Source organism: Afipia sp. Root123D2, from assembly GCF_001425835.1.
Classification (GTDB): Bacteria; Pseudomonadota; Alphaproteobacteria; order Rhizobiales; family Xanthobacteraceae; genus Afipia.
In genome coordinates this window covers 342,347-364,071 of sequence record NZ_LMDP01000004.1, presented here as the reverse complement: position 1 = coordinate 364,071, position 21,725 = coordinate 342,347, and the positions used below count along the sequence as shown (strand labels likewise).

20 protein-coding genes are annotated in these 21,725 nt (G+C 63.7%); 11 read left to right on the top strand and 9 right to left on the bottom strand.

The features are described from left to right. The first annotated feature begins 1 nt into the window (after nt 1). Together ASC80_RS21255 and ASC80_RS21250 are read left to right on the top strand one after the other, a co-directional pair. Entirely contained in the window at nt 2-2,176 is a 2,175-nt protein-coding gene (locus tag ASC80_RS21255) for a lysylphosphatidylglycerol synthase domain-containing protein (protein WP_056301671.1), read from the top strand. A gap of 75 nt (nt 2,177-2,251) precedes the next feature. Next, a complete protein-coding gene (locus tag ASC80_RS21250) occupies nt 2,252-3,226 on the top strand; it encodes a DUF2336 domain-containing protein (protein ID WP_056301669.1) in 975 nt (324 codons plus the stop codon). 31 nt (nt 3,227-3,257) lie between these two features. Here ASC80_RS21250 and ASC80_RS21245 read toward each other — a convergent pair whose 3' ends face one another. Genes ASC80_RS21245 through ASC80_RS21235 form a run of 3 tightly spaced genes read right to left on the bottom strand, consistent with a single transcriptional unit; the run spans nt 3,258 to nt 6,064 of the window. After that, nucleotides 3,258-3,602: a DUF1491 family protein gene (locus ASC80_RS21245; protein ID WP_056301825.1), complete on the bottom strand. Its 345-nt coding sequence runs from the start codon at nt 3,600-3,602 to the stop codon at nt 3,258-3,260. A gap of 58 nt (nt 3,603-3,660) precedes the next feature. Further along, a complete protein-coding gene (locus ASC80_RS21240; RefSeq protein ID WP_056301665.1) occupies nt 3,661-4,266 on the bottom strand; it encodes a peptidoglycan-binding domain-containing protein in 606 nt (201 codons plus the stop codon). Continuing rightward, a complete protein-coding gene (locus tag ASC80_RS21235; RefSeq protein WP_056301663.1) occupies nt 4,259-6,064 on the bottom strand; it encodes a sensor histidine kinase in 1,806 nt (601 codons plus the stop codon). The genes ASC80_RS21240 and ASC80_RS21235 overlap by 8 nt, the downstream gene beginning before the upstream one ends. A gap of 418 nt (nt 6,065-6,482) precedes the next feature. Here ASC80_RS21235 and ASC80_RS21230 point away from each other — a divergent pair, with 418 nt between their 5' ends. Beyond that, nucleotides 6,483-6,986 (top strand): DUF5330 domain-containing protein, encoded by a 504-nt coding sequence (locus ASC80_RS21230; protein WP_056301661.1) that lies wholly within the window; start codon nt 6,483-6,485, stop codon nt 6,984-6,986. 314 nt (nt 6,987-7,300) lie between these two features. Further along, entirely contained in the window at nt 7,301-7,732 is a 432-nt protein-coding gene (locus ASC80_RS21225; protein WP_056301659.1) for a SufE family protein, read from the top strand. Between the two features lie 178 nt (nt 7,733-7,910). On the opposite strand, the gene ASC80_RS21220 is transcribed toward ASC80_RS21225, so the two are convergent. From ASC80_RS21220 to ASC80_RS21205, 4 genes are all read right to left on the bottom strand, one after another. Next, nucleotides 7,911-8,540 carry a DUF6456 domain-containing protein gene (locus tag ASC80_RS21220; RefSeq protein ID WP_056301657.1) on the bottom strand — a complete coding sequence of 210 codons (630 nt, stop codon included), beginning with the start codon at nt 8,538-8,540 and terminating at the stop codon, nt 7,911-7,913. Further along, nucleotides 8,537-8,911, bottom strand: a complete 375-nt coding sequence (locus ASC80_RS21215) for a helix-turn-helix domain-containing protein (RefSeq protein ID WP_056301655.1) — start codon at nt 8,909-8,911, stop codon at nt 8,537-8,539. The genes ASC80_RS21220 and ASC80_RS21215 overlap by 4 nt, the downstream gene beginning before the upstream one ends. A 130-nt stretch (nt 8,912-9,041) precedes the next feature. Beyond that, nucleotides 9,042-9,458, bottom strand: a complete 417-nt coding sequence (locus tag ASC80_RS21210; RefSeq protein ID WP_056301654.1) for a Ros/MucR family transcriptional regulator — start codon at nt 9,456-9,458, stop codon at nt 9,042-9,044. 343 nt (nt 9,459-9,801) lie between these two features. Then, entirely contained in the window at nt 9,802-10,767 is a 966-nt protein-coding gene (locus tag ASC80_RS21205; protein ID WP_056301652.1) for a hypothetical protein, read from the bottom strand. 348 nt (nt 10,768-11,115) lie between these two features. Here ASC80_RS21205 and ASC80_RS21200 point away from each other — a divergent pair, with 348 nt between their 5' ends. Further along, entirely contained in the window at nt 11,116-12,765 is a 1,650-nt protein-coding gene (locus ASC80_RS21200) for an ArnT family glycosyltransferase (RefSeq protein ID WP_156464482.1), read from the top strand. A 125-nt stretch (nt 12,766-12,890) separates the two neighbouring features. Beyond that, a complete protein-coding gene (locus ASC80_RS21195) occupies nt 12,891-13,670 on the top strand; it encodes a class II aldolase/adducin family protein (protein WP_056301650.1) in 780 nt (259 codons plus the stop codon). Between the two features lie 241 nt (nt 13,671-13,911). Here ASC80_RS21195 and ASC80_RS21190 read toward each other — a convergent pair whose 3' ends face one another. After that, nucleotides 13,912-15,321: a M20/M25/M40 family metallo-hydrolase gene (locus ASC80_RS21190; protein WP_056301648.1), complete on the bottom strand. Its 1,410-nt coding sequence runs from the start codon at nt 15,319-15,321 to the stop codon at nt 13,912-13,914. 29 nt (nt 15,322-15,350) lie between these two features. Beyond that, nucleotides 15,351-16,967 carry a helicase HerA-like C-terminal domain-containing protein gene (locus ASC80_RS21185; protein WP_056301646.1) on the bottom strand — a complete coding sequence of 539 codons (1,617 nt, stop codon included), beginning with the start codon at nt 16,965-16,967 and terminating at the stop codon, nt 15,351-15,353. Between the two features lie 584 nt (nt 16,968-17,551). Here ASC80_RS21185 and ASC80_RS21180 point away from each other — a divergent pair. The 5 genes from ASC80_RS21180 to ASC80_RS21160 all read left to right on the top strand — a co-directional run bounded on the left by ASC80_RS21180 (nt 17,552) and on the right by ASC80_RS21160 (nt 21,725). Then, nucleotides 17,552-17,959, top strand: a complete 408-nt coding sequence (locus ASC80_RS21180; protein ID WP_056301644.1) for a DUF4332 domain-containing protein — start codon at nt 17,552-17,554, stop codon at nt 17,957-17,959. Between the two features lie 97 nt (nt 17,960-18,056). Continuing rightward, entirely contained in the window at nt 18,057-18,917 is an 861-nt protein-coding gene (folP, locus tag ASC80_RS21175; RefSeq protein WP_056301642.1) for a dihydropteroate synthase, read from the top strand. Next, entirely contained in the window at nt 18,914-19,279 is a 366-nt protein-coding gene (gene folB, locus ASC80_RS21170; RefSeq protein WP_056301640.1) for a dihydroneopterin aldolase, read from the top strand. The genes folP and folB overlap by 4 nt, the downstream gene beginning before the upstream one ends. A gap of 5 nt (nt 19,280-19,284) precedes the next feature. Beyond that, a complete protein-coding gene (folK, locus tag ASC80_RS21165) occupies nt 19,285-19,776 on the top strand; it encodes a 2-amino-4-hydroxy-6-hydroxymethyldihydropteridine diphosphokinase (RefSeq protein WP_056301638.1) in 492 nt (163 codons plus the stop codon). 83 nt (nt 19,777-19,859) lie between these two features. Continuing rightward, on the top strand, nt 19,860-21,725 hold the full coding sequence (locus ASC80_RS21160; protein WP_056301637.1) for a methylmalonyl-CoA mutase family protein: 1,866 nt from the start codon (nt 19,860-19,862) through the stop codon (nt 21,723-21,725).

The window sequence follows — 21,725 nt, the reverse complement described above, 5'->3', positions numbered from 1 at the left end:
ATTGCTGAAATATCTACGGATCACGCTTTCACCGCTTCTGCTGCTCGCGGCCCTGTGGCTGGTCTATCGGGGCTTCGAAGGCAACGGGATCGGCGTGTCGCTGACGGCGCTCAGTCCTGTTCCACTTATCGGCGCAACGGTTGCCATTGTTCTCAGCTCGCTGTTCGCCGGCCTCCGCGTCCGCTCGATCGCCGCCGGCTTTGGTTATCATCTGTCGGTTCGCGACGCGGTCGCGACCGTGAGCCTCGGCCAGATCGGCGGCGCGCTGTTCTTCCAGATTTTCGGGCAGGTCGCAGCACGCAGCTCCTACCTCAGCCGCCGCAACATTCCCTTCGCCGGCACGGTGCTGATGACCACGCTAGAGCGGATCGCCGCCGCGCTGGTCTCATTCACCCTCGCCATCGGCGGGGCATTTTACCTGTTCGGCCATCTGACGTTCGACCTCACCCGCGGTGGCGGATTGATCCGTATCGTGATCGGCGTGGCGTTGACGGCGGCCGGGGTGCTGTGGCTGTGGCGGCGCGAGGTCGCGGCATTCGCCGCCCGCATCACCGTAAATGACGTGGCCCGCGCCACCCACGCCATCGGTTATTCGCTGGCGATCCAGTTCGCCACCATGGCGGCCTATGTCGTGCTCGGCCGTACGCTGGCCCCGTCGATCGCACTGGCCGATCTGGCAGCCGCGTCGGCGCTCGTGATGTTCGCCGCCAGTATTCCGATCAGCTTTGCCGGCTGGGGCGTGCGCGAGATGAGCGCGGTGGCGGCACTCGGGGCCGTCGGCATGCCGGGAGCCGCGTCGCTCACCGTCGCGGTGATGGTCGGCGTGCTGTCGCTGATCTGCGCCGGACTGCTTGGCGCATTGACCGCGCGGCACAACCGCATCGCGCCTCCCGTGGCTGCAAAGCCGTCCGGCAAGACCGGAGCGGTCTCCCGGCCGGATGTGCTGCTAAGCACGATCGTGCCGGCGCTGGCCGCGATGTTCGTCTTCTTCCAGCTTCACCTGCCGACGCAATCCGGCGCGATCAACGTCAACCTCGCCGATCCGCTCGCCATCGTCGGCGGCGTCATGCTGCTGCTGGCGGCGCGGCACGGTGCGCCGCGCTGGCGGCTGTCCGGCGTGAACCTTCACGTCGTGCTGTGTACGCTGGCGATCACCGTGGCGCTGCTGATCGGCGCCAGCCGGATCGGCTGGACCCAGTGGGCGCTCACCAACAAATTTGCCGGCTGGTTCGTGCTGCTTGCCTTCGCCGCCACCGGCGCGCTCGGCGCGAAGCTGTCTCTGCGGAAACTGCTCGATACGTTCGCCGTCGCCGGCGGCATCGTGGTCGCAATACAGATTGCCGTTGTCTATCTCAACGTGCTCAAGGTGCTCCCGCCTGACCCGTATGCTTCAGGCTTCGCGCAAAACGCCAATGCGTTCGGCTTCCAGTGCCTGATGCTGCTGGCGGTCGCGCTTGCGCAAGCGCGCGCGCGTTCGATCCTGATCGCACTCGCCCTGACAGGGATTTTCCTGACCGGATCGCGAGCCGCGATCGGCGCGGGGTGTGTCGTCCTTGTCACGGCGCTGGTTTTCATTCCCGGCTCGTGGAAGCCCATTGCGAAGGGCGTGGCCGGTTTTGCCTGTATCGTGGGGGTGATCATCCTCACGCCGATGCTGCCTGCCCTGCTGGGGAAACTTGGCACATCGGCAAAACACGCTCTGCCGGTCAACGTCCTGTCTCAAATCGTCGGCGCCAATCGGCTCATCGCCGAGCGGGCGTCGTCCGACAACGAGCACTGGATCAGCGTCGTGGCCGGGCTGCGGATGTTCAAGGAGCACCCGATCTTCGGTGCCGGACTGGGCGTATTCATCCACAACTGGCCGGGACAGCTTCCGGTGGTGATTCATTCGACGACAATCTGGCTGCTGGCGGAGTTCGGCATCGTCGGCGCCGCGATCTTCCTGATTCCGGTCTTCCGCCTGTTCGTCAACGAAGCGGCATGGTTTCGCGGCAACGACAATGCCGGCCATCTGATCGTGCTGATTATCGCCGCCCTGTCGGCGATGTCGCTGTTTCACGAACTGCTGTACCAGCGCACCTTCTGGTTCCTGCTCGGCGCGGCGCTGGCGACGGTCAGGGTGGCCGCCCCGGCACGCCAGTCCGGCGGACTCGTCGCCGATCGGCAAGCCGGTTAACGAACCGTTTTCCTTAACCGGACATTAAAGCGCACTGGATAATTTCGGACGACTCAACTCTCGTTCGTATCCGGCATGATCGCACCACCGATGTTGCAAGGCCTTGATGGTCTCCTCAGCCTCTCCCAGCGGGAGGGCGTCGACATTCGCCCGACGCTGTTGCGGGTGCTGACGGATCTGTATGTGCAGGCTGCCGCCCACAGCCATGACGAGGAAGCCCAGTTTGTCGAACTGGCGACGCGCCTGATCGACGCCGTCGACGACGCCACCCGCGCCGCCGTGCGCGGCAAGCTGTCGATCTACCCGCATACGCCGCGCCCCATTCTCCGCCAGCTCGGACTGGAGCCGCAGGTCACTGAACCGGCACCGGAGATTGCGGCCGAAGCCCACGACGCCGCGGCCGCTCCGAACGAAGAAGTGCACGAAACGCCGCCCGCGCGCCCGCTGCCGACCCTGTCGATGCAGCCGGCCGACGCCGCCGCGCTTCACGAGATGTTCGAGAAGGCGAGCTCGAAAGAACGCTCCGCGATCCTGCGCAATCTCGACATCGCGCCGCTCAAGCCCTCGGTGCGGGTCGATCCCCGCCGCGCGGCGCGCGCGGTGGCGAGCCTCGAGCAATATGCCATGACCGCCGATGTCGCGGCCTTCACCGCCGAACTCGGCGACGCGCTGATCCTGCCGGTCAGCATCGCCGCCAAAGTGGTCAACGATCCGCTCGGCGAGCCGCTGGCCTGTGCGATGCGGGCGCTGACCATGCCCAGCGACATGTTCCAGCGCGTGCTGCTGTTCCTCAATCCCGCGATCGGCAGTTCGGTGATGGACGTCTATCGCCTTGCCCGCCTCTACGACGTGCTCAGCGAGCGCGCAGCACTGGTGATGCTGGCGGCGTGGCGCGGCGCGTCGATCGCGCAGACCCGCGCAAAATACCGCCCCGCCCTGTACGACGACGAGCGCCAGCGCGCCCGCGCCGCGACACCGCAGGCGCGGCCGTCCGTGCAGCCCGGCGATGCGGTCGTTGATCTTCCGTCACAGGCGCGAAGCTTGTCCTGAGGGACAGGCCTTGCATTCGATATCGTCGCCCTCACCCCTTCGCGAGATCGAGAAAGTGCCGCCCGGCGCGGTCCTCGATCTCGACGATCCAGACGTCGGGATCGAACGACATTTCCTTGACCAGCCGCTCCTCGATTTTCTGCTCGGCCACTGGCTCAGTCGGCCATTGGACGAAATTGCGTTCGGACGGACGGTCTTCGTCGTAGGTGCTTTGCGGCGCCGGCGTGAACAGCAGCGCGTTGCCGTCGAGCAGCGCGAGCTTGACGAACACCGCGCCCGCCTCCTCCGAACCCCTGCGGCGCACCGCGCCGAACACGTTTTCGGTCTGGCAGCGGAGCAGATAGGCCGCCACCCAGATGTTTGACTTTATTCGCATGGAATCGACGATAGGCCAGCGCGGCCGCGAGCGCAAAGGCGCCCCCGCATAGCGACCCTCAGTCGATCGGCCGCCCGGTCAGGATCACGACCTGATGCACCAGCCAGTCCGACATCTTGCCGGTCGGCGCTTTCTTGCGGTCGGTCTCGAACTTGCGGATCGCCGCCTGGGTATCAGGGCCGACCGCGCCGTCCGGCTTCAACTGGCCGTAGCCGTATTCGGTCAGCGCGCGCTGCACCGCCGACACCCGGCGGTTGGAGGCGATCAGATCGCCGAGCGGATCGTTGTGCGCGGGCGCAGGCGACGCAGCAGCGGGTGCAGCCTTGGCCGGCACCGGCGCCGGTGCGGCAACCGCAGGCTTCGGATCGAGCGGCCGGATTACCTCGCGCGAGCTCGCTTCAGCCGGGCGCGCGCGCGGCATCACCGGCATGATGGTGACGGACGCGGGCGACGTCAGCGCCGAGCCGAACATCGGATACGGATGACGGCCGGCCTGCAAAAAGGTCGCGTTGACGATGATCGCCATCACCGCGGCAAACGCCACCGCGCCCGCCAGCGTGTCCTTCGGGCTGTGCAGCAGCACGCGCATCAACGGATTGGGATCGCGTTCGACGGCGACGGCCGCAACGCGGCGGCTGGATTTGGAGGCAGTCTTCCTAGGCACGTTTCTTCACCTGATGGTCTTTGGCTTCCGCGCGCGGCGCAAGCGACAGCGTGGCGACATTGCTCGACGGCTTGGGATCCGCCGGGCTGTAGGTCAGAGGCAGGGCGACGCAGACCGTGGTCCCCTCGTCGATCCTGCTGAGAATGGTCATCTCGCCGCCGTGCAGTTCGGCAAGGCTTTTCACGATCGACAGGCCGAGGCCGGTGCCTTCGTGGCGGCGCTGATAGGTCTTGCCGGCCTGGAAGAACGGCTCGCCGAGGCGCTTGATGTCGTCGGCGCTGATGCCGACGCCGGTGTCGATGACCCGCAGCATCAGGCGCGATCCATCGACCGCAGCGGTAACGGTGACGGCGCCGCCGCGCTCGGTGAACTTGATCGCGTTCGATATCAGGTTGAGCAGGATCTGCTTGAAGGCGCGGGGATCGCCGATCATCTGCGGCAGGTCGCCCGGCGCACGGGTCGTCAGATCGATGCCGTTTTCACGCGCTTTCAGCACCATCAGGTTGCTGCAACTGACCAGCGCATCGCGCGGCGCGAACGGCTCCGGCAGGATCTCGAAGTTGCCGCTTTCCATTTTCGAAATGTCGAGAATGCCGTTGACCACCGACAGCAGATGCAATCCGGATTCGTTGATCAGCGTCGCGTATTCCTTGCGCCTGGCGGCGTCGAGCATCATCTCTTCCTCGCGCGCGATCATCTCGGAGAAGCCGATGATGGCGTTGAGGGGCGTGCGCAACTCATGGCTCATGGTGGCGAGGAAACGCGATTTCGAGGCGTCGGCCTGCTCGGCAGCGAGCCGCGCGGATTCCAGCGCATGTTCCTGGGCCTTGCGTTCGGTCACGTCGCGCATCACCGACACCACTTCGGTGTCATGATCGGCGCCGCTCGCGGCCGGAATCTCGATCGGACGGCAGCGCATCTCGATCCAGAGGAAGTCCGACGGATGGTCGCGCTTGAGACGGAATTCGACGCTGGCCGATTCATGGCCGCGCGCCGCGTCCGACAGCGCCTTGAGATAGGCCGGACGGTCGGCGACATGGACGCGGTCGAACAGGCCGTGGCCGAGCAGCCGCGCCGACGGGATTCCCAGCAGGGCTTCCGCCGCCGGCGAGATGAAGCTGACCGCACCGTTGCGGCTGTGGCGCGCGATCACGTCGCTGATGTTGCGCGCCAGCAGGCGATAGCGGTCTTCCTCGGTGTCGAGCAGATGCTTGCTGGTCCGCGCCAGCGATTCGGCGCCGAACGCGAGGCTCGCGGCGTAGATCGTCGCGGTCGCAATTCCGAGCGCCTCGAACAGCGGACTGACGTTGGCGGCGACGCCGGACGGCGGCAGCGCGCCGAGCGCCTCGCACATCACCAGTGTCAGCGCGCATCCGAGTGCCAGCACCACCGCGAACGCGACCACGCGGCGCGACGCCGACAGTGCGGCTTCAAGCGGCACCGCGACCAGCCAGATCGCGGCGAACGATGAAATGCCGCCGGTATTGATCGAGATCGCGAACACCACGGCGGCGAGCGCCAGTGACGACAGCACATGGGCGCTCTCGAAGCGGCCGGTGCGCGACAGATAATAAGAGACGACGATCGGCGTGATCAGCCACGCCAGGATCATGACCTCGACTTCGGCCGGCGCACCGCGCACGGCGAGATAAAGCGGCAGCGACGCCAGCGCGACCAGGCATCCGACCATGCGCGGCGCGATGAAGGCGCGATGGCGCGCCCATGTCATGGCGTCCTGACGCGCTGATGGATGCACCAGCGAGTCGAGATGATCGCGAATGGTTTCGAACAGTGTCACGTTGTTCTCGCGTTTGGCGTGTCCGTGAACGGACGCGCCGGAACGCCCCCTTTTATCGTTGCGGGATCGTGTCAGACGCGCCTTAAGCGAACGCTAAGGCGGCGATGCGGCAACCGCAGGCAACGGCGTGAACGGCGTTTTGAGGCGTAATCCAGGGCCGATTTGCGCGGGATGGTGAACCAGAAGTTTCAGCGCGGCGGAGATTATGGTTTCGAAATGGTGGATATCCGGCGATCACGCGCCGCCACGGCTGGAATCATCCCTTCGCGGGCATCAATCGAAAATTTACACCAAACGAATTGATTCCAATTTTACGCAAATTTAGCGCACCCAAAATACGAGAGGTTTAGCGGCTGCTGCTAGAGAAAATGCAGATTGCGAGTTCAATCGCAACGGGACGAGACGACGGGGTTCTTCGATGTTCTTCCTTCTGCGCATGGCATTCTGGCTCGGGCTCGTGCTCGTGCTGCTGCCGACGGACAAGGCACCGGATGCGGGCACGCAGCCGGAGGTCGCGGCATCCGACGCGATTTCCGCCGCGAGCGCCGCGGTGTCCGACATGGCGCAGTTCTGCGAGCGTCAGCCGGCGGCGTGCACCGTGGGCGGCCAGGCCGCGAGCGTGATCGGCGCGCGCGCACAGGCCGGCGCGAAGAAGGTCTATCAGTTCATCACCGAGAAAAACGAAAAGGCCGACGCCGGCGACAAGCCGGAAAAGGACAAGGCCGAGAAGGCCGACAAGATCGAGAAGAAGCCGCACGACGCAGCGGCGAAAAACGCGGGCAAGCAGAGCGACCGCCGCGACCGCCGTGCACCGGATCACACCGGCTCGATCGACGCCATGGACAATGTGACCGAGGCCGCGCGCAGCGACGCCCTGACGCCGGACGACCTCGCGATCGAATGGCAGACCCCAACGTTGTAGTCTTTGCCCGATACGATCTCCATCGTCGTCCCTGCGCAGGCGGGGACGACATCGAATATGTCGGACTCCGCATTTGTCCCGAGGCGCGATGCAGCGTGCAACGCTGCCTCGCAGAACCGGGACCGTCGCAAACTCCGAATCTGGAACGGCCCCGGTTCAACGGAGCGGCATGAAAAACGCCGCACCGCGTCCGGGGCACGACCCTAAAACCACAATGCCCCCGGAACCTTCAAATTGCGATAAATCCGCAATCGGGTTATCGCTTTCGCGGGTCCGCGCCCTCATATAAGCGTGGACGGACGGGATATGGCTTCATGACGACGATCGACGAAATCAGGGACAACTTCGCGCTGCTCGACGAGTGGGACGACCGCTATCGCTATGTCATCGAGCTTGGCCGCACGCTGGAGCCGATGTCCGAGGAAGAGCACTCGCCGGAGAACAAGGTTCAGGGCTGCACCAGCCAGGTCTGGCTCGCCCGCAAGGTCGATCGCGGCGCGGACAACGAGCCGGTGCTGCATTATGTCGGCGACAGCGACGCCCATATCGTGCGCGGGCTGGTTGCGATCCTGCTGACGCTCTATTCGGACAAGACCGCGAAGCAGATCCTCGACACCGACGCGCTGGCGCTGTTCGACGAGTTCGGCTTCCGCGAGCATCTGACGCCGCAGCGCTCCAACGGCTTGCGTTCGATGGTCGAGCGCGTCCGCCGCGACGCCAGCGAAACGCTGGCGGCGGCGTCGTAGGAACATTCTCAGTCGTCATGGCCGGGCTTGTCCCGGCCATCCCGATCAGGGACGCACCATACCCACCTAAGCGAGATCACCGGGACATAGGCGAGCGGAAGCGACGCCGTTCTTCGAACGGCTACGGCCCGGTGATGACATCGAAGCTGGAGTAGGCTTCTTATCGCCCACATCCACCTCAACTCGTGAACGTCACGTCCTCCGCCAGCCATGTGCGGATGCGCGCGGCATCGCCGCGCGCGGCGACCCGCAGGCCGTAGTGCCGGGCAAGGCGATCGAGCGCCAGTTGCAGCACCACCTTGGCGGAGCGCGACGGCCAGCCGCGCTCGCGCTCGACATCCTCGAGGCCACGCAGAAAACAGCAGACATCCATCAGCACGCCGGCGAATTCCGGCCCGCAGGCGGCAAGGGCCAGACGCACACGCTGGCGCGACGCCACGATCAGATCGGTCATCTCGCCGGCACCGCCGCCCGAGCCCCGCGCCTGCGCAAGGCCCGACCAGCTCGACGTCACACGCGGCGTCAAATGCCCGCGGGTAAAATCGGCGCGCAGCTTTTCGCCGGCGATGAACTGGTTGCCGTCGATCATCGCGCGGCCGTCGCGGCCCTTGCGGCGCGCCAGCCACGCCAGCGGACTTTCGCTGTCGTTGACCATGACCCGCGCGATGCCGTCCTCGGCCATGATCTCGCGCTCCGACAGCGACAGATGCTGCGCGCGAAAGCCATCGATGTGGTCCGCCGTCGTCGCGCCGTCAGCGTGGTGACGGCGTCCGCTGCGAGCGCGGCGGGAGTGATCGCGCTTGATCATCGGGCGCACTCCTTGTCGCCTGCGCCGCAGACACGCTCCAGCGTCGCGATCCGGCAATCGAACCAGATGTCGTCGCGGCGGTCCTCGATCACCCGGCAGGCATGAGCCACCGTGGTGCGGTCGCGGCCGAACGCCCGGCCGATCGCCTCGAAACTCATCGCAAATGCGACATGGAACAGATACATCGCGACCTGCCGCGCCAGCGAGACGCGCGGCGAGCCGCGCGACGGCGCGAGCAGGCAGCCAACGTCGAGACCGAAGTCGCGCATCACGCAGACGCCGACGCGGCGGCATACGGCTTTCGGATCGGATTTGCGGACGGAAGGCCGGGCCACGGACCCGGTGGCGGCGGACAGGCTGGTTTCGGACATCGCAGGCACTCTCATTAGGAATGTATACCTATTAGGAATATATACCTACATCGTAATGCCTGCCGTGTCACCGGGGATAGCTATCCCCGAAAAACTTTCCGTACCTCAAAACTCGCGAGGATGTAACGACTTACCGCTTGGCGCGGCGGCGCTGCTGGCCGAGGCCCATCTTCTTCGCCAGTTGCGACCGCGCGACCGCGTAATTCGGCGCAACCATCGGATAATCGGCCGGCAGATTCCACTTCTCGCGGTATTGCTCCGGAGACATGTTGTACTGGCTGCGCAGATGGCGCTTGAGCGATTTGAAGCGCTTGCCGTCCTCGAGGCAGACCAGATAATCCGGTGTCATCGATTTTTTCACCGACACCGCAGGCTTGGTCGGCTCGGGTGCGGCTTCCGTGCCGCCGGTGGAGACGCGCTGCAGCGCGCTGTGGATCTGCGCGATCAGCGCCGGAATCTCCGAAGCCGCCGTCGCATTGTTGCTGACATAGGCCGACACGATGCTCGCTGTCAGTTCGATGAAACCCTTGCTCGCGGTGTCGTTCATGCGGAGCGTCTTTCTGCCAGTTGTCCGAAATCAGGTTCGCCTGAAATCAATCGTGTCCAAAACCACTCGTGAATGAACGGCGGCACCGGATCGGCCGGCATTCGCCCGCCGGGCGATGAACCGTTGCGCCGTCCGCACTTCCCGCATCCTTGATCGGTGCGCGCTCAAGTATTCACAGATTATGAAGGAAACGGAGCTGTCGTGACAAGTAAAACGCATCATGCGGCGCAGAAATAGTCTGCAACAGATGAAAAGAAGGTGATTGGCCGGGCGTCGGCGGACCAGCAGCGGTCATAGCCCCATGGCATGGGCTGCTCTTGGACCTGTCCTCGTGGCCCGCGCGTTACTCGCGCTGGCCGAGATGTGCGCGCAGTTCGTCGATCGACTCGAACCGCACCATGCCTTCCGGCATCTGCGCCTCGATCGAGCCGTCCGAATACAGCGAATAGGCCATCGCATCGACGACGCCGGATTTCACCACGGTGACCGACGGTGCCGACGGCTCCTCGCTGCGGCGGAACGGCTGGAAGCGGCCGGCGCCGTTGGAGCGCGGGGTGCTGCCCTGGTCTGCGTCCGGTCGCGGCCGCTCGGCCTGCGGCCAGGCAGTGTCGAACCGGTCCGGCTGTTCAGCCTGATCGGTCGCCGCGCGCACGGCATTGAGGTCCGGCAACTCGCCGGCAGCCAGTGTCGCATCCTGCGGCGGCTCGGTGGACGTCGCCGGACGGCGGCGCGATGAGAACAGGAAATTGCGGCGCGGCCGCTCGGCGGGTGCATCGGCGGCGGGTTCGGAAGCCTCAGCAGCCGGCTTGGGAGACAGCGGCGATGTGGTGCGGGCGCGCTCGGACGGCTGACTGCGCCACGGCGGAATCGACGAGGCCTCATCCGCATCGCGTTCAGCCGCGCTGGCCGCGGCCGACGCTGGCCGTTCCTCATCGCCAGCGACATCCGCGCCGTGCGGCTGGTCGCGCGGAAACAGAAATCCTCCGCTCGGCGCGGGACGCGGCGGCACCGGACGCGCGACCTTCGGCAGTTCGAGCGACGGCACCAGACTTGAGCTGCGCGGCGAGAGGACGCTCGCCTCGTCCCGCACGACGGCCGCCGGACTCCGCTCCGCCAACTCACGCGACAGGTTTTTCAGTTCGCGAATGATGAGCGACAACCCGATCAGAAGCAGTCCCGTACAGGACACCACGGCCCCGACCAGGATCAGTGTATTGCCGAAACTGAAGTCCTTGATCGGGACTCCCCACACCACGGTCAGAACACCGCCGCAAAACACCAGGGCCCCGATGATCAACAAACCCGCCATCCACCAACTCCACGCCTGCCGCCGGTTTATTGGGGCAGAATTCAAGCCATAATACTGTCAAATTAGCTGCATTACAAAAGTGTAATTCGCGCCCGCCCGGCTCCTTTGCTCGAAAGATCAAGGACATGCTTAACAGCCGGGCCGTCCTCGGGAACATAACGCGCGAGAGCCGATTTACTTCCCGCCGCGGCGCATAAATCTTTACCGCGCCCCTGCTTTTGCGCTCGGTTAGATCAAATAAGCCACAATTCCCAATTACTTGGACAAGAATTATCGCTACCGTGGCGCCGCGGACAACGGCCCTAAAGCGAACACGCGGGGTCACTGAGGGCGCCGGGCTCACGAGCTATCATGCCATCCACGACTTCCATCCTCGAAACGCCTGCGCGGCGTTCGACCGAGCAGGCCTGCGACAATCTCGCGTACGCGACGCTCGCCGTCGTCGCGCTGATCGCCGGCCTCACCTTCCGCGATTACGGTCTCGGCTGGGACGATTACACTCACGCGGAATATGCCGACCTGTTGCTGAAGATGTTCGGGTCCGGCTTCAGAGACACCGACGCACTGTCGTTCGCAAATCTCTATATGTACGGCGGCGGCTTCGACATGGCCGCGGCCCTGCTGCACAAAATCATTCCGCTCGAACTGTTCGAGACCCGCCGCCTGCTCGGCGCGATCGTCGGCGTCATCGGCCTCGCCGTAAGCTGGCGGCTTGCGCGCCGCGTCGGCGGACCGCTCGCCGGCCTCGCCACGGTTCTGCTGCTGGCGCTGTGCCCGACGTTCTACGGCCACATGTTCATGAATCCCAAGGACGCGCCGTTCGCCGTGGCGATGGTGATCCTGATGCTCGGCTTGGTGCGGCTTGCCGATGAATATCCATCTCCCTCGCCTCATACGATATTGATCCTCGGACTCGGCGCGGGTCTCTCGATCGGTTCGCGTATTCTCGGCGGCCTCGCACTGGTTTACGCGGTGATCGGATTCATCCCGATCTGGCACGCCGACATTCGCGCGCGCGGCTGGCGCGAAGCCGTCCACCGGCTTGGCCACACCGGATATGTGATGCTGCCGGGCCTGCTGCTCGGCTATCTTGTGATGGGGCTGATCTGGCCCTGGTCGATCATCGAGCCTGGCAATCCTCTCCATGCGCTCACCTACTTCTCGAAATTTTTCGAGAAGCCGTGGAAAGAGTTGTTCGACGGCGCGATCATTTCCGTGCCCGACATGCCGTGGTCGTATCTGCCGACGCTGTTCGCGCTGCAAATGCCCGAAATCCTGATCGGCCTTCTCTCGGTCGGCGTGGGCGGCACCGCCGTGATGGTGTTTCGTGCAACCGAAGATCCGCGGCGAAAATCCGTTCTTGCGATGCTCACGCTGGCGGCGCTGTTGCCGCTCGCGGTCGCGATGTTGAAGCGCCCTGCTCTCTACAATGGCATCCGCCATTTCATCTTTGTCATTCCGCCCATGGCAGTCATGGCGGGCATCGGCTTCTCGTGGATCATCGACCGCCTGCAGATTCGCGGCCGCGCCGCGCAGAGTTTTGCCGTATCGCTGTTCGTGTTCGGACTGACGCTGCCGTTCGTGGAAATGATCCGGCTGCATCCGTATCAGTACACGTATTTCAACGAAGCCGCCGGAACCGTGCGGAAGGCCGAATACTCGTTCATGCTCGATTACTGGGGCCTTGCGCTCAAGCAGGCCTCGGAAGCCCTGCGCACCGAATTGATCGAGCGTCAGGAAGTTCCACCGCAGGATCGCAAATGGAAAGTCGCGGTGTGCGGACCGCAACGCCCCGCGCAGGTTGCACTCGGCCCGGACTTCACCATCGGCTGGGATAGTCAGGCGGCAGACTTTGCGATCACACTCGGCGAGTTCTACTGCAAGGGTCTGTCCGCCCCGGTCTATGCGGAAATCATCCGCGATGGCGTGGTGTTCGCGCGAGTCTACGATATCCGCGGATTGAGCATCGCCAGCCTGCTGTCGATCCCCGCGCCGTAACCCGCCAGTTTCGACGGGCAGCCATACCGCACGCGATGGCGATGCGGCGCATCTGCTGTTGCCGGGCCCCGATGCCGGGCTTACGCTCCACAGCAATCAACAATGAGCCACCGGAGCAAGCGCCGATGTCACCAGCCGAAGCACGCCTCAAGGAAGTCCCCTCGCATATGAGCGAAGCGGAATGGTCGCAGCGGGTCAATCTCGCCGCAGCCTATCGTCTCGTTGCGCTGTATGGCTGGGACGATCTCGTCGACACCCATATCTCGGCGCGGGTTCCGGGGCCGGAGCACCACTTCCTGATCAACCCGTACGGCCTGATGTTCGACGAAATTACCGCATCGAGCCTGGTCAAGGTCGATCTCGACGGCAACCAGCTCACCGAGAGCGCCTACAAGATCAATCCCGCCGGCTTCACCATTCATTCGGCGGTTCACGAAGTGCGCGAGGACGCCGGCTGCGTGATGCATCTGCATACGCCGGACGGCACCGCGGTTGCGAGCTGCATGGAAGGCCTGCTGCCGCTGAACCAGACCGCGCAACTCGTCACCGGCGACCTTGCCTACCACGACTATGAAGGGATCGCGCTCGATCACGACGAACGCCCGCGCATCCAGAAAGACCTCGGCACCAAGAACCATCTGCTGCTGCGCAATCACGGCACGCTGACGGTCGGCCGCTCGGTCGCCTCCGCCTTCGAGCGGATGTATCATCTGGAGCGCGCCTGCACGATGCAGGTCCGCACCCGGATGCTCGGGCCCACCGCCTACCCGGTTAAGAAGCTGGTGATCGAGAAGAACGAAAAGCTGGTCAGCGATCCGGATCGCTCCGACTTGCGTTCGACCAAGCTGGTGTGGCCGCCACTTCTGCGCAAGCTTGACAGGATCGATCCCAGCTACAAGAATTGATCCATCAACCTCTACACGGCAAATAAAAACGCCGCCCAATTCCGGGCGGCGTTTTTACGTTTGGGCTGATCTGGCATGACTCGCCAAGCCACATATTCGATGTCGTCCCCGCGAAAGCGGGGAACCATCACCACCGAACCTTGTGGTCATGGCGAGAAGGTTTCTCCCCTCCAATCGAGAACTCAGGGAGTATGGGTCCCCGCTTTCGCGGGGACGACCGGAGAAGAGATCGCTTAAGACCTCAGCGCGGCGCGTCCGCCAGCGCCGCGAGAATTCGCGCCCATGAGCGGATGCCCTTGTGGAAGCTCTTGAGGTCGTACTTCTCGTTGGGCGAATGGATGTTGTCGTCTTCCAGGCCGAAGCCGATCAGCACGGTATCGAGGCCGAGCGTCTTCTTGAAATCGGCTACGATCGGGATCGACGCGCCCGATCCAATCAGCAGCGCCTCCTTGCCCCATTCATCGGTCAGCGCCCGCTTCGCCGCCGCCAGCGGCTTCATGCCCCAATCGAGCGCGATCGCCGGCGCACCGGCATGATCGAGGAATTCGACCTTGCAGTCCGCTGGCACCCGCGACGTGACGTAATCGCGAAATGCCTTGCGGATTTTCGCAGGCTCCTGCCCTTCCACCAGCCGGAAGGACACTTTTGCCGAAGCCTCTGCCGGAATGACGGTCTTCGATCCTTCGCCGGTGTAACCGCCGACGATCCCGTTGATGTCGCAGGTCGGGCGCGACGACACCTGCTCGATCAGCAGGCGATCCTTCTCGCCCGCCGGGACCGAAAGACCGATCGGCTTGAGGAACGACTCCGACGACAGATTGAGCGCCTTCCACTGCGCAAGGATATCCGCCGGCAAATCCTTCACGCCGTCGTAGAAGCCGGGAATGGTGATGCGGCCATTGTCGTCATGGATACCGCCGAGGATGCGGGTCAGCACGCGGATCGGGTTCTGCGCGCCGCCACCGAAAATGCCGGAATGCAGATCGCGGTTCGCTGCCTTGATACGCACCTCTTCGTAGACGAGCCCGCGCAACGACGTGGTGATCGCCGGCGTGTTCGGGTCCCACATCCCGGTATCACAGACCAGCGCGAAATCGGCGGCGAGGTCTTTCTTGTGCTCGTCGAGGAACGGTCCGAAATTCTTCGAGCCGATCTCCTCCTCGCCCTCGATCAGGATGGTGATATCGAGCGGCAGCGAGCCGGTGACGCTCTTCCAGGCGCGGCAAGCCTCGACGAAGGTCATGAGCTGACCCTTGTCGTCCTCGGCGCCGCGCGCGACGATGATCTTGCGGCCGTCCGCATGGTCGGTCACCACCGGCTCGAACGGCGGACGATGCCAGAGATCGAGCGGATCGACCGGCTGCACATCATAATGGCCATAGAACAGCACATGTGCGCGCTTGCCCGGGCCGGTGCCGTTGCTCTTGCCGACAATGGCCGGATGTCCGGCCGTGGGCCTCACTTCAGTCGCGAAACCGATGCTGGCGACGTCCGCCGCCAGATGATCGGCCGCCTTCCTGCAATCCCCGGTGAAGGCCGGATCGGCCGAGATCGACTTGATCCGCAGCAGGGTGAACAGCCGCTCGAGGCTCTTGTCGAAATCGGCATCGATGCGGTCGAGAACCGCCGGCAGCGCATTCGTTATCGTCATGATGTTTCTTCTCCGGATGCCTGAAGCGACTAGCGTCGCAGCAGGCTGCCTAAAACGTTGCGTACGATCGAACGGCCGATCGAGCCGCCGAGCGAACCGGCGACGGATTTGCCGAGACTCGCCGCAACATCTCCCGCGACCTTGTTGGTGACCGAGCGCGTCACGCTGCGCGCAACCACCTGCCCTGTGCTGAGGCGCCCGCGCGGAGTGTTGGTGCCAAAAATGGAGCCGACAATGGAGCCAACCTGTCCCAGAACACCGCCGCCTTCAGCTGGCGCTGCCGTTGCCGACACACGCTTTTGCAGCACCTCATAAGCGGACTCGGAATCGATCGTGGTGTCGTATTTTCCCTTCACCGGGCTTGCGGCCATGATCGCCTTGCGCTCCTCCGGCGTAATCGGCCCGATCCGGCCGGTCGGCGGGCGGATCATGACGCGCTCGACGATCGCCGGTGTGCCGTTGCCTTCGAGGAACGAGACCAGCGCTTCGCCCTTGCCGAGTTCGGTGATGACCTGCGCGGTATCGAGCTTGGGATTGGGCCGGAAGGTCTGCGCCGCAGCCTGCACCGCCTTCTGGTCGCGTGGCGTGAAGGCGCGCAGCGCGTGCTGAATGCGGTTGCCCAACTGGGCGAGAACCTTGTCCGGCACGTCGATCGGATTCTGGGTAACGAAATAGACTCCGACGCCCTTTGAGCGGATCAGGCGCACCACTTGCTCGATCTTGTCCATCAGTGGCTTCGGCGCATCGTTGAACAGCAGGTGCGCTTCATCGAAGAAGAACACCAGCTTGGGCTGCGGCGGATCGCCGACCTCGGGAAGTTCTTCGAACAGTTCGGACAGCATCCAGAGCAGGAAGGTCGCGTACAGTTTCGGGCTCTGCATCAGCTTGTCGGCGACAAGGATATTGACCATGCCGCGACCGTTGGCGTCGGTCCGCATGAAGTCCTTCAATTGCAGCGCCGGCTCGCCGAAAAACTTGTCGGCGCCCTGGTTTTCGAGCACCAGAAGCTGGCGCTGCATGGTACCGACCGTCTGTTTGGAGACGTTGCCGTACTGCGTGGTCAGTTCATCGGCGTGTTCAGCGATAAAGGACAGGATGCCGCGCAGATCCTTCATGTCGAGCAACAGCAGGCCCTGCTCGTCGGCGACGCGAAAGGCGATATTCAGCACACCTTCCTGCACGTCGTTCAAATCCATCATGCGCGACAGCAGTACCGGACCCATTTCCGAGACGGTCGCGCGCACCGGATGGCCCTGTTCGCCGAACACATCCCAAAATACCGTCGAGAACTGATCGGGTTTGAAGTCGAGCGCCATAGCCTTGGCGCGGCTGAGGATGAAATCCTTGGCCTCACCCGTTTCAGCGATACCCGAAAGGTCGCCCTTGATATCGGCTGCGAAAACCGGAACGCCGGCGCGGGCAAACCCCTCGGCCATCACCTGCAAGGATACGGTTTTTCCCGTACCGGTGGCGCCGGTCGCGAGCCCATGCCGGTTCGCGAGTGCAAGCGTCAGGAAGGCTGTTTGATCGCCTTCCTTCCCGATAAAGATGGCTTTGTCGGTATCGGCCGATTTGGTTGTCGTGGTCGCCGCGGCGGTCGCTTTCGCAGCGGTCGTGCTGGTTGTCTTGCTTTTCGCCTTGGCCATCGTCGCGCCTCTTGTTGCAGTATGTCGCCGCGCTGTCGAACAAATCGGTATGGGCTGCACGCAACATCTTGCAGCCAGATTAGAACGGGTCAACAGCCCTTGCCGATATGCGCGGCCAATTTTCCGGGATTGGATCGGCTGCTTTCGTCGTTTGAAGCCTTCCAGATCAAAAACATGTTCTCTGCTGCGGCATTATGGAGCGAAACTGTTCCGATCTCTTGCATCGTTGCAACAGTTGCCGCCGAGATGACGGCTAAATGCCGGTTCAAGTGCAGTCATCACTTGTAATTGGCGCAACACCCGCTCAAGATAAAATCGCAATCAAGGATCCGGCACTCAACCGGAGCAGTGGGGCGCCAATGAACAAACGGATGGACGGGCAGGCTTCAAATGCCAGCCTTGAGAAACCTGCGATAGGCAATCATGCCGGGCCGGGCCGATATTCCTGCATGATGATGCTCCAGTTGCTTCGGCATGAGCGGTTCCGCGACGACAGACGAAACGCGCTCCTCTCTCCGTAGACTCTTCTTAGTCGCGCGACAGTCTGCAAGACGCCGCTTGAACATTTCAGTTTTCCGAGTGCAATGACATATCCGATTTCACAGATTGACGGACTTGGGCTGCTCGCAGTGTCGAAGCTCAAGGCTCAGGGCATCCGCACGACGGATGCATTGCTTGAAAAGGCCAGCACGCTGAAGGGCCGTAAGAAGTTGGCGGCGGCGACCGGCATCAGCGAACAGCAACTGCTCGAATGGGCCAATATGGCCGACTATATGCGCGTTCCGGGCATGGGAAAGCGCAAGGCCGAGCTGGTCCGCGCGGCAGGCGTGCCAACGGTGCGGGAATTCGTCCAGCGCAACCCGGGCCGGCTGGCAAAAGCGATGGCGGAAGCCAATACCAAACGCAAACTGGTGAGCGTCCTGCCGTCCGAGAAATCGGTCGAGCAGTTGATCGCGCGCGCACGCAAACTGCCGCTGAAGATTTCCTACTGACGGCATGGAAAGCTGCGGGCGGCCAGCCGTTTAGCGCACCGATCCGGCCGGTTCCAAACGCCTTGACTCCCACCCATAGACCGCGCAAAGCCACCGCATGATCGAGGTGGATGTCCGGCGCCAGCACCAGGCCTTTCCCACGCAGCATCCGGTGCTGCAGCCGCTGCTCGCGCACCCCGTCCCGGCCGTCATGGGCATCCTCAATGTCACTCCGGATTCGTTTTCCGATGGCGGCAAATTCCTCGACCCCGATCTGGCGCTGGCACAGGCCAGACGCATGATCGCGGAAGGCGCCGACATTCTCGACATCGGTGCGGAATCGACCCGGCCTTATGGCTCCGCGATGCCTGTGTCGGCAGACGACGAAATGGAACGGTTGCGGCCGATCCTCGCCCAGGTCGTAGCCCTCGGAATTCCGGTCTCGATCGACACCATGAAAGCCAAGGTCGCGGCATGGGCGCTTGATCAGGGCGCGGTGATCGCCAACGACGTCTGGGGTTTGCAGCGCGACCCGGAGATGGCGTCCGTCGTCGCCGCCCACGGCGCGCCGGTGATCGTGATGCACAACCGCGACAGCGCCGATCCCGCCGTCGACATCATGGCCGATCTCGCGGTGTTCTTCTCGCGGTCGCTCGACATCGCCGCGAAGGCCGGCATTCCGGCGTCGCACATCGTGCTCGATCCCGGTATCGGCTTCGGCAAGACGCCGGAACAGAGCATGACGGCGCTGGCCCGCCTCGATGATCTGCGGCAGTTTGGATGCCCGATCCTGGTCGGCGCATCCCGCAAGCGCTTTATTGCGAGCGTAACGCCATCGGAGCCGCAGCAGCGGCTCGGCGGCTCGCTCGCGGCTCATCTAATCGCGGCAAACAGCGGCGCACGGATCATCCGCGCTCACGATGTCGCTGAAACCGTACAGGCGCTGCGTGTGAACGCGGCTATCGAGGACAAACGATGAGCGATATTATTTTCGTCAAGGGCCTGCTGGTCCATGCCCGTCACGGCGTCATGGACCACGAGGCACAGGTCGGTCAGCGTTTTGTCATCGACCTCGAACTCTTCATCGACCTGTCGGAATCATCCCGCACCGATAAGCTGGCCGATACGGTCTCCTATTCCAGCGTGGTGGCAACGGCGACCGCAGCCTTCAAGGATACCAACTACTACCTGCTGGAGCGTGCCGCCGGCGCTGTCGCCGACGCCATTCTCGCTACGTTCGAGCGTGTCAGCGCCATTCAGGTCACGGTCCACAAACCGCACGCCCCGATTCCGGCGATCTTCGACGACGTTGGTGTCATCATCACCCGCAGCAGGTCATAAGGGCGATGGCCAGTGTTCTGATCGCGCTGGGCGGCAATGTCGGCGACGTCCGCGCGACATTCAAAAAAGCAATCGCCAACATCTGCGGCATGACGCAGGCCGTGCTGGTGGCTCGATCTTCGGATTATACGACACCGCCATGGGGCGACGAGCAGCAAGCGCCTTTCGTCAACGCCTGTATCGAGATCGAAACCAGCCTCGATCCCCACGCGCTGCTGTTCACACTGCACAAGATCGAAAAGAAGTTCGGTCGCGATCGCGCCAATGAGCGGCGATGGGGCCCCCGCACCCTCGACCTCGATATCATCGCCTATGACGATGTCGGCCTGCAGAAACCCGAGCTGACATTGCCGCATCCCCGGTTGTTCGAGCGGGCCTTCGTGCTGGTTCCGCTGGCGGAAATCACCCCTGACCGGAGCATTGCCGGGAAAACCCCGCGCGACGCGCTGATCCCGCTCGCCAAAGACGGCATCGAGCGGCTGCCGGATATCGCGTAGCAGCCCAAACAACCATTTGGCTTGTGCGCCGCCGCATGGCATTTTCGGCCAACGATAAGCCCGCGCCGGAGTTAACCCGCTGAATGTCCACGGAAACAGATCATCTGCAACTCGCCGCCGACTTCAACCCCGCTACTCGGGAGGACTGGCGTAAACTGGTCGATGGCGTCCTCAAGGGCGGACCGTTCGAGAAGCTGATCGCCAAGACCTATGACGGCCTCAGCATCGAGCCGATCTACCAGCGTGCGCATAACGCGAGCGCGGTCCCCGGACGTCCGGCGGCGACGCCATGGCAGATCATTCAGCGTGTCGATCATCCGGATGCCGCGGCTGCCAACAAGCAGGCGCTGCACGATCTCGAGAACGGTGCGAATGGCCTGACGCTGGTGTTCGCCGGTGCCAACGGCGCTTATGGCCATGGGCTGGAGTCGACACCTGCCGCCCTCGCCCGTGCGCTCGACGGCATCTATCTCGATGCCGGAATCGGAATCGAATTCCAGATCGGCTTGCATTCGCGCGACATCGGCCGGCATTTCGCCGACCTGCTTGCCGCGCGGAAGATCGCTCCTGAAACTGTGGACGTGCGTTTCGGACTGGATCCGATCGGCGGCAGTGCGGTGCGCGGCGGCAACCAGGGAACATGGGAGAGCACGGCCAAGGTCTTCGGTGAGAAAATCACGAGCCTCGCAAAGCTCGGCTTCCGCGGGCCCTTCGCGGCGGCCGATGGCCGCGTGATCCACAATGCGGGCGGCTCGGAAGCACAGGAACTGGCCTTCGTGCTAGCCACTGCCGTCGCCTATCTGCGCGCGCTCGAAGACGCAGGCGTGGCGCTCGACGACGCCCGGCGCATGATCTACGCGCGGATGAGCGCCGACGCAGACCAGTTCATGACTCTGGCGAAGTTTCGCGCCCTGCGCCGCCTTTGGGCCGGTATCGAGCAAAGCTGCGGTCTCGCGCCCGAGCCGCTGTTCGTCGCGGCGGAAACGTCGTGGCGGATGCTGACGCAGCGCGACCCTTACGTGAACATGTTGCGCGCGACGATCGCCACCTTTGCCGCCGGACTCGGCGGCGCCAACAGCATCACCGTGCTGCCGCACACGCTGGCTCTCGGTCTGCCGGATATGTTGGCGCGGCGCATTGCCCGCAACACCCAGTTGATTCTGCTTGAGGAGTCCAATCTCGAGAAGGTGTCCGATCCCGCGGCCGGCTCCGGCGGCATCGAGGACCTGACCGACCATCTGTGCGAAGCTGTCTGGGCGCAGTTTCAGGAGATCGAACGGGCCGGCGGTGCGTTCGCTGCACTGGAACAGAACATCATCCAGAAGAAAGTCGCGACCGTGAGAGCCGCGCGCGACGCCAACCTCGCCAAGCGCAAAGAGGTGCTGACGGGAGCCAGCGAATTTCCGAACCTCTATGAAGCGGCAGCCTCCGTGCTGGAAGCCACACCTGTCACACTGCCGCCGGACGGCGAGGCAAAAGTCAGGTTCGATGCGCTGGCGCCTATCCGCCTCGCGCAGCCATTCGAGACATTGCGCGACGCCTCCGACGAAATTCTCGAAAAGTCCGGTGCGCGGCCGAAAGTCTTTCTCGCCAATCTCGGCAGCGCTGTCGACTTCACGGCGCGCGCGACGTTTGCCAAGAGCTTCTTCGAGACCGGCGGCATCGAGGCCGTCGACTCCGAAGGCTTTACCGATCCTGCCGTGCTGGCGGCCGCTTTCAAAGCCTCCGGTGCATCCCTCGCCTGCTTGTGCTCGTCGGACAAAGTATATGCCGCGCAAGCGGAACCGGCAGCCAAAGCCCTTCACGGCGCAGGAGCCAGGTATATCTATCTGGCAGGCCGCCCCGGCGAGCTTGAGACGGCCCTGCGCGCGGCCGGCGTGAATGACTTTGTGTTCGCCGGCGGCAACGCATTGACGATGTTGAGCGAAGCATACAACCGGATAGGTTGA

Coding starts and splice junctions, on each gene's coding strand:
- ASC80_RS21225 (WP_056301659.1), top strand. CDS start 7,301: ATGACGACGATCGACGAAATCAGGGACAACTTCGCGCTGCTCGACGAG.
- folP (WP_056301642.1), top strand. CDS start 18,057: ATGATCGAGGTGGATGTCCGGCGCCAGCACCAGGCCTTTCCCACGCAG.
- ASC80_RS21185 (WP_056301646.1), bottom strand. CDS start 16,967: ATGGCCAAGGCGAAAAGCAAGACAACCAGCACGACCGCTGCGAAAGCG.
- ASC80_RS21160 (WP_056301637.1), top strand. CDS start 19,860: ATGTCCACGGAAACAGATCATCTGCAACTCGCCGCCGACTTCAACCCC.
- ASC80_RS21205 (WP_056301652.1), bottom strand. CDS start 10,767: ATGGCGGGTTTGTTGATCATCGGGGCCCTGGTGTTTTGCGGCGGTGTT.
- ASC80_RS21180 (WP_056301644.1), top strand. CDS start 17,552: ATGACATATCCGATTTCACAGATTGACGGACTTGGGCTGCTCGCAGTG.
- ASC80_RS21245 (WP_056301825.1), bottom strand. CDS start 3,602: ATGCGAATAAAGTCAAACATCTGGGTGGCGGCCTATCTGCTCCGCTGC.
- ASC80_RS21215 (WP_056301655.1), bottom strand. CDS start 8,911: ATGTCCGAAACCAGCCTGTCCGCCGCCACCGGGTCCGTGGCCCGGCCT.
- ASC80_RS21195 (WP_056301650.1), top strand. CDS start 12,891: ATGTCACCAGCCGAAGCACGCCTCAAGGAAGTCCCCTCGCATATGAGC.
- folB (WP_056301640.1), top strand. CDS start 18,914: ATGAGCGATATTATTTTCGTCAAGGGCCTGCTGGTCCATGCCCGTCAC.
- ASC80_RS21210 (WP_056301654.1), bottom strand. CDS start 9,458: ATGAACGACACCGCGAGCAAGGGTTTCATCGAACTGACAGCGAGCATC.
- ASC80_RS21220 (WP_056301657.1), bottom strand. CDS start 8,540: ATGATCAAGCGCGATCACTCCCGCCGCGCTCGCAGCGGACGCCGTCAC.
- ASC80_RS21230 (WP_056301661.1), top strand. CDS start 6,483: ATGTTCTTCCTTCTGCGCATGGCATTCTGGCTCGGGCTCGTGCTCGTG.
- ASC80_RS21190 (WP_056301648.1), bottom strand. CDS start 15,321: ATGACGATAACGAATGCGCTGCCGGCGGTTCTCGACCGCATCGATGCC.
- folK (WP_056301638.1), top strand. CDS start 19,285: ATGGCCAGTGTTCTGATCGCGCTGGGCGGCAATGTCGGCGACGTCCGC.
- ASC80_RS21250 (WP_056301669.1), top strand. CDS start 2,252: ATGATCGCACCACCGATGTTGCAAGGCCTTGATGGTCTCCTCAGCCTC.